Source organism: Siphonobacter sp., from assembly GCF_048595215.1.
GTDB lineage: Bacteria > Bacteroidota > Bacteroidia > Cytophagales > Spirosomataceae > Siphonobacter.
The window spans coordinates 1-9,634 of record NZ_JBMDWJ010000116.1; the positions used below are offsets into that span (position 1 = coordinate 1).

Annotated in this window: 9 protein-coding genes and 1 pseudogene; 6 read left to right on the top strand and 4 right to left on the bottom strand. The window is 47.6% G+C overall.

Going from position 1 to position 9,634, the window contains the following annotated elements; genetic code table 11:
* Nucleotides 1-72: 72 nt before the first annotated feature.
* Nucleotides 73-969 (top strand): SDR family oxidoreductase, encoded by an 897-nt coding sequence (locus ACOJTG_RS06850; RefSeq protein WP_420153129.1) that lies wholly within the window; start codon nucleotides 73-75, stop codon nucleotides 967-969.
* Between the two features lie 267 nt (nucleotides 970-1,236).
* Complete coding sequence (locus ACOJTG_RS06855; RefSeq protein ID WP_420153121.1) at nucleotides 1,237-2,109, top strand: SDR family oxidoreductase; 873 nt, start codon at nucleotides 1,237-1,239, stop codon at nucleotides 2,107-2,109.
* A 45-nt stretch (nucleotides 2,110-2,154) separates the two neighbouring features.
* Here ACOJTG_RS06855 and ACOJTG_RS06860 read toward each other — a convergent pair whose 3' ends face one another.
* From ACOJTG_RS06860 to ACOJTG_RS06870, 3 genes are all read right to left on the bottom strand, one after another.
* On the bottom strand, nucleotides 2,155-2,841 hold the full coding sequence (locus ACOJTG_RS06860; protein WP_420153122.1) for a hypothetical protein: 687 nt from the start codon (nucleotides 2,839-2,841) through the stop codon (nucleotides 2,155-2,157).
* A 610-nt stretch (nucleotides 2,842-3,451) separates the two neighbouring features.
* A complete protein-coding gene (locus tag ACOJTG_RS06865; RefSeq protein WP_420153123.1) occupies nucleotides 3,452-3,667 on the bottom strand; it encodes a hypothetical protein in 216 nt (71 codons plus the stop codon).
* 92 nt (nucleotides 3,668-3,759) lie between these two features.
* On the bottom strand, nucleotides 3,760-5,175 hold the full coding sequence (locus tag ACOJTG_RS06870) for an ArnT family glycosyltransferase (protein WP_420153124.1): 1,416 nt from the start codon (nucleotides 5,173-5,175) through the stop codon (nucleotides 3,760-3,762).
* 258 nt (nucleotides 5,176-5,433) lie between these two features.
* On the opposite strand from ACOJTG_RS06870, the gene ACOJTG_RS06875 reads away from it, so the two are divergent.
* From ACOJTG_RS06875 to ACOJTG_RS06885, 3 genes are all read left to right on the top strand, one after another.
* On the top strand, nucleotides 5,434-6,483 hold the full coding sequence (locus ACOJTG_RS06875) for a sensor histidine kinase (RefSeq protein WP_420153125.1): 1,050 nt from the start codon (nucleotides 5,434-5,436) through the stop codon (nucleotides 6,481-6,483).
* 13 nt (nucleotides 6,484-6,496) lie between these two features.
* The gene (locus ACOJTG_RS06880; protein ID WP_420153126.1) at nucleotides 6,497-7,297 is read left to right on the top strand and encodes a helix-turn-helix domain-containing protein; all 801 of its coding nucleotides are present in this window, start codon (nucleotides 6,497-6,499) and stop codon (nucleotides 7,295-7,297) included.
* A gap of 72 nt (nucleotides 7,298-7,369) precedes the next feature.
* Entirely contained in the window at nucleotides 7,370-7,897 is a 528-nt protein-coding gene (locus tag ACOJTG_RS06885; RefSeq protein ID WP_420153127.1) for a dihydrofolate reductase family protein, read from the top strand.
* 57 nt (nucleotides 7,898-7,954) lie between these two features.
* On the opposite strand, the gene ACOJTG_RS06890 is transcribed toward ACOJTG_RS06885, so the two are convergent.
* A complete protein-coding gene (locus ACOJTG_RS06890) occupies nucleotides 7,955-8,593 on the bottom strand; it encodes an SOS response-associated peptidase (RefSeq protein ID WP_420153128.1) in 639 nt (212 codons plus the stop codon).
* 550 nt (nucleotides 8,594-9,143) lie between these two features.
* Here ACOJTG_RS06890 and ACOJTG_RS06895 point away from each other — a divergent pair.
* Nucleotides 9,144-9,634 (top strand): annotated as a pseudogene (locus ACOJTG_RS06895) (ROK family transcriptional regulator); the annotation flags it as partial.

The window sequence follows — 9,634 nt, forward strand, 5'->3', positions numbered from 1 at the left end:
TACGCATCTTTTGCCGGAGAGGGCGATACTGAAGAAGTATTCAGTCGATTCATCCACCAAAATCACGAGGAAATGAACGCGAATTTTGAATCCAGCCCAATGACCGATCCCAGAGAAAAATACCCGAAACCACCGTATCCAGAGCAAGAGCAACCCGTACCCGGTAAAACTTCCCAAATGAATCCCAGACCCGATCACGGCGAAAATTCGTACAAAGGGTCCGGCAAACTGGAAGGCCGTAAAGCCATCATTACCGGGGGCGATTCCGGCATTGGCCGGGCCGTAGCGATTGCGTTTGCCCGGGAAGGTGCCGACGTACTGATTTCGTACCTCAATGAAGAGGAGGACGCCCGCGAAACCGCTCAATATATCGAACAAGCCGGTCGGAAAGCCGTACTGGTACCGGGCGACATTAGCGAGGAATCCCACTGCCAGACGATTGTACAAAAAGCCGTCGCCGAATTCGGTAGAATCGATATTCTGGTTAATAATGCCGCTTTCCAAATGGCCCGGGAATCCTTACAGGAAATCCCCAGTGAAGAATGGGACCGGACGTTCAAGACCAACATCTACGCCATGTTTTATCTTTGTAAAGCGGCCGAACCCTACATGCAGCCCGGCAGTACAATTGTGAACACAACCTCGGTTAATGCCTATACGCCTAACCCCACGCTGCTGGCCTACACGGCTACGAAAGCCGCCATTCAGAACTTCACGGGTAACCTGGCTCAGAGTATTGCTGAAAAGGGAATTCGGGTCAATTGCGTCGCTCCGGGACCGATCTGGACGCCCCTGATCCCCGCCACCATGCCCCCCGAAAAGGTACAGAAGTTTGGAGAAGATACCCCCCTGGGACGAGCAGGGCAACCCGCCGAATTGGCTCCAATTTACGTATTACTAGCCTCCGAAGACTCTAGTTACATGTCGGGAGCAACCGTACAGGTAACAGGTGGCCGACCCACGATTTAAAGTGTTACTAGCTAGTAATTTAACAGTTTTTGCGAGGGGGCATACGCAGTAAAGTAGGGAACAATTTCCTAATAGCTTGAAGGATATACATCCGTTAGAATTAGTTTAGTACAAAAGGCCAGTACATGCGATACGTACTGGCCTTTTTCGTGCGGTTACGGCTCCGTTTCGTTTTCTTACAATTTCAGGAAGTGAGAAGAATAGACCTTTGTCGCGGGTTAGGCAAAAGCCAGACCGTATCCATCAAACTTTATTCCTGAAAAGACGATGTTCACAACCCCCAAAATTCTCATCACCGGAGCTACGGGTAGTGTCGGTTCGATACTAGCTCAGCAACTGTCGCAACGCGGTATTCCCTTTCGGGCCTTGGTTCGCTCTAAAAACGAGGTACTGGCCGCATTACCGGGGGTAGAAATAGTCCATGGCGACTTCAACGATCGGACAAGTCTGGCCAATGTATTACGAGGTATCGAACGGGCTTTTTTACTGACTAATTCTTCAGAACAAGCTGAACAGCAGCAATTGACTTTTATAGCCGAAGCACAGCGGGCGGGCGTTCAGCATGTAGTAAAACTGTCGCAACTGGCGGCGGACCTGCATTCGCCCGTGCGATTTTTGCGGTATCATGCCGTAGTAGAGCAGGCCCTCCGGGAAACCGGGCTGACGTATACGTTCCTACGTCCGAATCTATTTATGCAGGGCTTACTGGGTTTCCGCTCCTCCATTGCTCAGCAGGGAATGTTCTTTGCGGCGGTGGGCGACGCTAAAGTCAGCGTGATTGATGTACGCGACATTGCCTCGGTAGCTGTCGTAGCTTTAACGAGCGAAGGACATAATGGGAAAATATATACGCTAACCGGTCCCGAGGCCTTGACCCATAGCCAACTATCCCAACAACTTTCTGCGGCCCTTCACAAACCCGTACATTTTCAGGACGTACCGCCCGAAGCCATGCGAGAAGCTTTACGAAGCGTAGGTTTTCCGGACTGGCAAGCCGAAGGCCTCGTGGAAGATTACGCCCACTACAGCCGCAATGAAGCCGCTTTGGTGACGAATACTGTATCGGAAGTGACGGGGCAGGCGGCTCGTACGTTTCAAGCTTTTGCCCACGAATTCGCTCCAGTTTTCGGAGAAAATTGATTGAATGGGGTAAACGGAGTACTTCTCCGTTTACCCGGAAGCAAATTATTCACCAACAACGGTATTGGACTGCGGTTGAATCTCTACTCGGTTTAAGCTACGGTCTACTACTAGATAATAGGTAAAAGTTTGTCCCGGATGACGGATGATGAGTTTGTAGCGGCCACTCGGGAATTTCTGCAAGTCAATGGAGCGACGGTAGGTCGAGCGGCAGCTACGATCCTGATAGTGAATGTAGTCTTCCGTTTCGTCCGTGATATTCACACTCACCAGTTTAGTGTCGAGTCTGGCGTAGAAAACCTGTACCTTACCCGGCTCTTTAACCTGGGGATTGGCTACCAAAAAGGCAACGCCATCCCGGTACCAGGTAATCTTGTTCGTATGAGATTTCTCGGCAGATAGAGGAAAGGTATATGCCTCCGGATTACGTTCAGGAAACAGGTGCGAACTCACCAGTCGCTGATTGGTCACGGAAGCCAGTAACTGATCGAACAGTCGGATGTTCTTCTGCGTGAGGCGACCCAAATCCTTGGGTAATTTTTCTTCATATACGACCTGATGAGCAGCCGTATAAAACCGGATGAGCGGACTCTGACTTTCCTGAGAAGCGTATAATTTCCAATACGCTCGGGTGGAGTCGCTGGGTACGGACTGGGCCAATGCCAGGGTTGAAAAACTAAGCAGTAAGGCCAAAAGGCTGAACAAACGAGTACTAAGGAAGAAGCGTTGCATGAGAAGTTGACGTTAAAATGAAACCATAGGATCCAGCCCCATCCGTTGTGAATGGGTCAAACAATACATCATAAGGGTGGTTAAGGATCCGTCTGCAAAGAGACGTCAACAGAAGTACTAGCAGACAATCGAATCTGAAAAAGACTGCTACGACTACCGGGCCCAGGTAAGCCAATAACAAATTTTGTATGCTAGTACTCTTTACAGTACTAAAGCCGTGCCTAAGCGTAGTAAATAAATATAACCTACTTATAATCAGTAATATAAGGATAAATATGCTGTGCGAAAATGAACAAAACTTGTCCATTTTCGCACAGAAAAGTCGGGCTTTGCTATTCGAAAAGCACTAGCGAAGCCGCTTATTCGGTAAACAGTAGTCGGTATTAAAAAGGATTATTCTCTTCAAAAGGGGAAGTACTTGAAGATGCGTCTGTTGGCTGCTAAACGCTGTCGACCAGACAAGCAGAAGGCATTGATTAAAGGGTTTTATGGAAAAAGGATAGTTTAACGAGTTTGCTAGTAGTGATCACTTTTGGGGTGGATTGTTTACAAATCCATTTGGATCGTTGATGGAACCGGAACGGCCGCTGCCCGTCGTGAAATGTTTCAATTAGTTGCGTACCATCGAAAGAACTAGGCCGCTAGTTGGGTCTACTTCCAGTTCAACCTTGCCGAATCCACGGACTTGTATTTCATCAAATTGCTCCCGTGTAATACGTAACAGTCGGATGTCATTACGACTGACGTGTAATTCAAGCGAAAAGGTGGGTTCAGGAGGGGAGGTGTGATGCGACTCAACCGATACAATTCTTCCCAGAAGTTTCATGAAGAGGATTTTTAGTGCTTAAAACCAAGAAAACGAGGTACGAGACTAGCCTTAAGCTTTGACGGACCTCCTCACTTAGGGTAAACAAGGTTTTAGGGATTGTATTGATAAACAACCGTCCGCTCATCCTTACAAACTTGCGTATAGGCTCCCATGCGTTCGGGGGTGTCGAGGGGAATAGAATAGCTGGAATTTAAGGGATTATCACTGATGATGTATTTCACGCCCTCTTGTCTAGCCATTTCGAAAAACTCGGGTAACGTAAGGGGTGGGCGATCCCGCAAGGAACAGTAATAACTTAGACTTCGAATCCGATAGTTTTCCATTTGTCCAAAGAAAAAACTGAGGGGAGCAATCACCTTACTGTTTTTTTCGGGCATAAAGCGAGTCAGTTGTTCGTTGTACGTCTGCTGATAAGGAACCGTATAATTCTCATACAGAACTTCGCCAATTGTAATCAATCCGATTACTACGTAAACGGTTATAATCCCCTGAGCGATGCGTTGCTGAACTCGGGTTACAATAAATGCCGGAGCGTAGGTAGCTACGAGAATAACGAACCAGGGTACAAACAAAAGAATATAAAAAGCAAACGTACTTTTCGTTACTAACCAAAAAAGAACGACCAGTAAGGTCAGGTACAAAACGATCGGCTGGGTCAGGGAAAGATGTTTCCGACCGAATAGAACGGTAAGTAATACGAGTGCCGTTAACGCGGCTTCGTGATGGCTGTGAAAAAAGAGTTGATGGTAGTTGACCATCACCTTCAATTTGTCGGCAAGGGTACGCGTGTACTGCATGGCAGGATCCTCCACAAACTGCCAAACCATTCGGTCCATCTGCTGATCCAAGAGAGCATCTAGTAGGTACAGACTCAGTACTAAACTGCCTACGCTCGCAAAGGCGAACGTCTTTCGCCAATCCGTACGCACAAGCAGCCAAAGCGTACCGGCAGCTAGGTACATGAGGCCATTAAGGTGCGTCAGAGCGGCCAAGCCGGCCAATACGCCCGCCCACACCACGGAGGGTGCTCGCCCATTGGGGCGGTCCAGACAGAGGTAAGAGGCAAAACCCAGCGTCATGCACATAGTTTCCGGCCGATTTATGCAGAAGTACTTGATCAGTGTACCACAAGCCAAATACAGAAGTAAAGCCAGCCCCTGCTGTTCGCGGGACCCACGTTCCATATACTTCCAGATTAAACCCGCCGCTATAACGCCAAAAAGAATACCAATAAGTTTACTCCCAGCCACACTAAATCCCACTAAACCCATCAGAAAGGCTCCGGTATAAATGAAGAGTTTGTGAAATATATAAATGCGTTCGTCCCAGTGTAAAAAGCCCCGGAATAATTCGGAACGAACTTTTCCATCCTTCAAAAACCAGTACGATTGTTCCGCAAACCAGGCATCATCAAAATGTTCCGTACGGTGATAAAAGGTAAGAAGGATTAAGCCAATGAACAGAAAAATAAAATAGCGATAAACACGCACAGAAAAGAAAGACATACTACGTTACTAGAACCCGAGCAAACGGTATAGGTGATGTGTTGGATACGAGAGCAAAGATAAAAATGAAGACTAGACTTCTTCGTAGTTACTTATAAATAAAATGTTAAGAAATAATCCAGTATAAGGCAATAAATAACACTTCTTTAATCAGAATTGATACTCATGTTTAGTGCCAGAAGGGAAGAGCAAAATCCTTTTTGAAGTGACGAAATCCCGACGTAATTTTAGTTTTTGTTTGCCTACCTTCTGCCGGATATGTCATTTCTTTCGTCACGTAATCTGCGACTTCGCTTGCTGGGACCAATCGGGCTTTTTGCCTTTGGTCTGATCTTCTTCAAGCTTCGCATGTACCTGGAATTGTCTCCCCGAGATTTTCTGTGGTCCATGCTGATTGGTTTATTCTGCGGTTACGTCGGCTGGGAGCTGGCTCGCTGGGTGGTCCGATTTATCCAAAAAATCTATCCTGGCCTGCCAAATACGCGTCGTCGGTTAGGACGACTTCTGTTTGTCATTGTTCTGCTGGCCAATTTTAACACGTTTTTACGCTCGGGAGTCAACCAGTTGCTTAATCCTGGATTATGGCTGTATGATCTCTATGATTACTTCGAAACCGTTGGTATTCAGGTGGTTTATGTTTGCGTCTACGTGAGTATTTACGAAGGGAGTTACCTGATTCAGCAGTGGAAACAAACGTATCAGGAAAAAGAACAACTCATGCGGGCCGAATGGCAGGCCCGTTTTGATTCACTCAAAAGTCAGGTCAATCCGCACTTCCTGTTCAATGCACTCAATGCCCTGTCGTCCTTGATCGAGGAATCGCCCCAACTGGCGGGTCGCTTTGTGGACGAACTTTCCAAAGTATACCGTTACTTGCTATACGCCAACGACCGCGAACTGACTACGCTGGAAACGGAACTGCGTTTCATTGAATCGTACGTGCATTTGTTACAAACGCGGCATGGAAAAGGCATTCAGGTACACCTATCCGTACCCGCCGAATATTTGCAGTACACGCTTCCGCCATTAACCCTGCAATTACTGGTCGAAAACGCTGTCAAACACAATATTGTACGGACCAGTCAGCCGCTAACGATCGAAATTTCTACCGCATTTACGCAGCCCGCTGAAGTGCAATTGTGGGTACGCAATAACTTACAGCGGAAAACGAAAGCGGTGGTAAGCAATGGCGTAGGCCTGAATAACATTGCGGCGAAGTACCGGATGCTGACGCAGTCAGACATTATCATTCGGGAAGAAACGGCCCATTTCACGGTCGTATTACCTTTACTTTCACATCTGAACTAAGGAGAGCCAAGCCATGACTTCGTATCAAATCAAACCGACGGACGAGTTGCGGGAGAGCGTGGATTGTATCTGGTACGAGGAAAGCCCACAGGTGCACCTGCGGACGCAAACGGTTGCCTTTCCGTATCAGGAGTTACTCATCAATTACGGCGATTCTTTTCGTAATACCGGAGCCTTTCCCTACGCTTATACTGCCGCAGGGTCCGTACTGGGTTTGACTCCCGCACCCCTATACACAACCGTTCAGGGAAGGTATCAGGCCATTGGAGTGTTGCTTAAACCCGGAGGACTGTACCGACTATTCGGTTTTACGCCCGAAAAGCCAGATACGTTCCGGCAGCTATTCGGTCCACAAACCACCCGATTTCTCCAACGCCTGCAAGAACACGGCCAGGGAGCCGAAAAAGTCCAGTATCTGCAAAGCTTTCTTCGGGAATACAGTCGGCCTCGTCCGCTACCAGCCGCCGTACGGGGCTTACTGACGGAGTTGGAATCGACTCCCGAAGGGCGGATTCAGCCGTACGTACGTTCACTGGAACAATCGCATAAAACCTTCATCCGGAACTTCGTTTCGGTACTGGGCCTTACGCCTAAAAAGTACCTGCAAATGGTACAAATCAATCAGGCAGTACGTCGGATCATTACGTATCCTGAACAACCCTTAACCGAAGTGGGCTACGAATCGGGTTTCTATGATCAGGCCCATTTCATCCGGACATTCCAAGCGTTGGCGGGGATGACGCCCGGTGCGTACCGTCGGGCCGTACGGGAACAGCGGGTGACTCAAGCCGTTCCCAATACCGTCTATCTGTAAGTTCGTGCGGGTAAATTTTATACAATTTTTGCGGGAGAAATGGATTCACTTTTGCGGAACAAATCCTTTCGCATGAGAAAAATAACCTTGTACATCGCCATGAGTCTGGACGGATTCGTGGCCGGAACCCAGGATGAATTAGACTGGCTCATTCAATTTCCCAATCCCGAACAAACGGATTACGGCTACGCGGCTTTCCTGGAAACCATTGACACAACCCTGATGGGGTATCGAACCTATGAAGTCGTACTGGGCCTGGAAGAAACCTTTCCGTACGCAAATCTGACGAACTACGTCTTTACCCGCTCGACCAGCCGTGGCGAAGCTCCGTACGTAAGCTTCGTTACGGAAGACTGGCGGACTTTTGTACAGAACTTAAAACAGCAACCCGGCAAGGGTATCTGGCTGATTGGGGGCGGGCAACTCAACGCGGCTTTTCTGAACGAAAAACGCATCGATGAACTGATCGTTCATGTCATGCCCGTCGTCCTGGGTTCGGGGATTTCGCTGTTTGAAGGGCTAACGATAGAACATACACTTCAGCTTACGAGTACCAAAAGCTACCACAACGGGGTACTGGAGTTGCAGTATCACTTGTAAAATTGAAACCTAGTTCGGCCGTTTAGCGGGGTGAACTACTAATAAAAGCCGAACCTATTACGCTCCAATCACCTCACTCACCATCAGTTGTTGTTCCAGCGGATGCATGAATTGGGTCATCTCCTGCCGCTTCAGGTCCGGACGAATCCAGTCTTTCTCCAGGGCTGGATTCAGTACAAAAGGCATTCGCTTTTTGGTATTGTGGATATATTCCATCAGCTCATTGGCGGGCGTTGTGATGATGGTAAACGTTGGAATTTGGGTGCCCGTCTGCCGGTTCTGCCAATGGCTGTACAAACCACCCAAGGCAAACAGCGGCGTATCATTCAAATGAATGTAGTAAGGAATTTTAGTAGCACCCTGATGCCGCCATTCGTAAAATCCCGATACGAGTACGAGGCAGCGTTGCTGTACCGAACCTTTAAAACTCGGCTTTTCATACAACGTTTCCGATTTGGCATTCAGGGTCATTTTGGCTAGTTCCGGGGCTTTTTCGGGGCTAGCCCAATGGGGAATCAATCCCCAGCGAAATAACTGAATTTTATCGGGATCCTCCTGCGTAATGACGGGCAAGTAGGGCATGGCAAAACCATTTACCTTGTCCTGAGGCTCGTAACCTTCCGTCTCTAGCGGCTCGGCCTCAAACCGATCCTGAAGTTCTTGCATGGTAGCCTGAGCTTTCACATAAAAACACATAAGCGTAGCGTTGTTTTCTAAGTGGCTGATAGAATGACTGATAATCAGGGATATAGGCTAAATGAATGGGCGTAAACGAGTGCTTTTTTAACAATTCCGGCGAAATTAAAATTCCTTATCTGAACGTCAAACCCAAGGAACGTTGCGGGTATGGGCAAATCTTACCATATTTGATTCCCGAATACAACAAGGAGTTAAGAATGTCCCGCCAGGCATCCTTTGGGATATTTTAAATGGTAATTTATTACCCGATTCAACCCTGACCTGTATAGGTTAGGGTTTTTTCGTTGGCTATAGCGTGAAAGGTGTAGCGATACAAACGCTTGTTTTTCGCATATCAAGGTTATAAAAAGCAATTCATGGAGGGAAAGAAATGCATAGTTACAGACGTCTCCAAGAGCTTTACGCTGGGTTTGGGGGTCACGCAAATTCTACGTACCTTGGTTTTGTTTTTCTCTTTTTAATCACCTTTGCCAGACTATACGATTAAACTTCAATCACGGCCCTTCTCTGGGCCGGGCTATTGCTGGAAAATCAGTCGCCTTTTGCAATGACCAAGGTAGTAAGCGATACCCGAACTACGCATAAAAGTATTTATCCGAAACGAAGCATTCTAAGTTATTTTGCGAACGTCGGTAACGCCATCATTCCCGAATTAAGTAAAGAATTAGCCATTAGTATTCCCAAGGTGACTTCAACCGTCAATGAGCTGATTCAGGAAGGATTAATTCAGGATTACGGCAAAATTGATTCCACGGGTGGTCGTAAGCCCAATTTATACGGGGTAGTTGCCGATTCCGCTTTTTTTATTGGCGTGGATGTCAAACATACGCACATCAATATTGGCCTGCTGGACTTGCAGAAAAACCTGCTGAAGGTGACCGAGAATTTGCCGTATACGCTCGATAATACCACCGAATCGCTGGATACGCTTTGTGAATTAATTACCGGTTTCATTGCGGGTTTAACCATTCCGAAAACCAAAATTCTGGGTATCGGAATCAATCTTTCCGGCCGTATTAATTACGCCACGGGGTACAG

Coding starts and splice junctions, on each gene's coding strand:
- ACOJTG_RS06870 (WP_420153124.1), bottom strand. CDS start 5,175: ATGTCTTTCTTTTCTGTGCGTGTTTATCGCTATTTTATTTTTCTGTTC.
- ACOJTG_RS06885 (WP_420153127.1), top strand. CDS start 7,370: ATGAGAAAAATAACCTTGTACATCGCCATGAGTCTGGACGGATTCGTG.
- ACOJTG_RS06850 (WP_420153129.1), top strand. CDS start 73: ATGAACGCGAATTTTGAATCCAGCCCAATGACCGATCCCAGAGAAAAA.
- ACOJTG_RS06855 (WP_420153121.1), top strand. CDS start 1,237: ATGTTCACAACCCCCAAAATTCTCATCACCGGAGCTACGGGTAGTGTC.
- ACOJTG_RS06865 (WP_420153123.1), bottom strand. CDS start 3,667: ATGAAACTTCTGGGAAGAATTGTATCGGTTGAGTCGCATCACACCTCC.
- ACOJTG_RS06875 (WP_420153125.1), top strand. CDS start 5,434: ATGTCATTTCTTTCGTCACGTAATCTGCGACTTCGCTTGCTGGGACCA.
- ACOJTG_RS06880 (WP_420153126.1), top strand. CDS start 6,497: ATGACTTCGTATCAAATCAAACCGACGGACGAGTTGCGGGAGAGCGTG.
- ACOJTG_RS06890 (WP_420153128.1), bottom strand. CDS start 8,593: ATGTGTTTTTATGTGAAAGCTCAGGCTACCATGCAAGAACTTCAGGAT.
- ACOJTG_RS06860 (WP_420153122.1), bottom strand. CDS start 2,841: ATGCAACGCTTCTTCCTTAGTACTCGTTTGTTCAGCCTTTTGGCCTTA.